General features: G+C 69.2%; 2 protein-coding genes. Both read right to left on the reverse strand.

The features are described 5' to 3' along the window. Window positions 1–22: 22 nt before the first annotated feature. Window positions 23–862 carry a tRNA pseudouridine(38-40) synthase TruA gene (truA, locus tag AC27IQ_RS24530; protein ID WP_284430072.1) on the reverse strand — a complete coding sequence of 280 codons (840 nt, stop codon included), beginning with the start codon at window positions 860–862 and terminating at the stop codon, window positions 23–25. Window positions 863–911: 49 nt separating this feature from the next. Next, window positions 912–1,442 (reverse strand): FimV C-terminal domain-containing protein (locus AC27IQ_RS24535; protein WP_487091141.1); only part of this gene is annotated, 531 nt, incomplete at its 5' end.

Consider the following 1,442-nt stretch of genomic DNA (forward strand, 5'->3'; position numbering starts at 1 on the left):
GGGCTGGCGGGCTGGGAGCGGCTCATGGAAGCCAATCATACGCAGCGGTGCGCAGGGGCAGACCCCATGCGGCATCGTAGAGCGGTCCCTGAAAGTACAGCCCGTCGGGCGAAAACGTGGGCGCGGCCGCATCGCGCGAGCGGGCCCGCAACACCTCGTGCATCCAGCTGGCGGGCTGATTTCCCTGCCCGATCGCGACCAGGCAGCCCATGATGTTGCGGATCATGTGGTGCAGGAACGCATTGCCCTCGAACTCGAATCGCCAGTAGCAGGGCTGCCAGTCGTGCGGCGGTGCATTGGCCGGCGGGCCGGCATCGCCTTCGGCGGGGCCCCGTCGCGTGATCGTGATGCGCTGCAAGGTCTTGACCGGCGATTTGGCCTGGCAGGCCGATGCCCGGAACGAGGTGAAGTCGTGCTCTCCGAGCAGGTGGGCGGCGGCTTCGCGCATGGCGCTGCCGTCCAGCGGATGGAATACCCAGCCCACGCGCGCGCTGTCCACGCTGGGGCGCACAGGCGACTGCAGCAGCACATAGGCGTAGCGGCGGGACGTGGCGCAAAAACGCGCATGGAAGGTCTCCGGCACCGGGTGCGCCCATTGCACGGCGATGTCGGCAGGCAGGAAGGTGTTGGTGCCGCGCACCCAGGAAAACGGCGTGCGGTCGAGCGGCGTATCGAAATGGACCACCTGCATGAGCCCGTGCACGCCCGCATCGGTGCGGCCGGCGCAGATGGTGGACACGGGTTGCGTGGCAAAGCGGCCGAGCGCCGCTTCCAAGTGGTCTTGGATGGTTCTGCCGGAAGACTGGCTCTGCCAGCCGTTGTAGCCCTGCCCGTTGTAGCTGACGCCGAGCGCCATCCTCATGGATGGCGTCCCGGTGCGGCAGAGAGCGTGGCGGCGCTGGTGCCGTGCATCAGCCCAGTTCGGACAGCAGGCGTTGCGCCCGTGTCTTGAGCGCGCCGGACGATTCGGCGATGACTTCTTCGATGAGGGTGCGTGCACCTTCGCTGTCGCCGATGGCGTTGAATTCTTCCGCCAGGGCAAGTTTGGTCGCCAGCGGATCGTCGGGCAGGGCCGGGGTCGCTTGCGGAAGATCCTGCACGGCCGGGCTGGCGGATGGGCTGGTATTGCCGGCAGGCGTGTCCAGGTCCAGCGACAGCGCTCCGAGGTCGAATTCGAGCGGCGCCGGGCCCGATGGGGCGGCTTCGGTGGACGACAGCGGTGCCGGAGCGGAATCCATCAGTCGCAGGTCGGTCGGGAATTCCAGGTCGGCCGTGTCGGGAGGTGGCGACAGCGGGTCGGCCGCGGTGGCCACCGGCTTGTCCCATGACGGATCGGGCAGGTCCAGGGCACCCGTGTCCAGTGCGGGTGGCTCCGAAACGGCGGGGGCCGGCGTCGGTGCGGGAGCCCAGGCCGGCGCGGCGGCCATGGCACCAGCGGCGGC

This window comes from Acidovorax sp. KPB24-07 (assembly GCF_057543315.1).

Bases quoted from the DNA above. Each gene is read 5' to 3' on its own strand.
- truA (WP_284430072.1), bottom strand. From the start codon at position 862: ATGAGGATGGCGCTCGGCGTCAGCTACAACGGGCAGGGCTACAACGGC.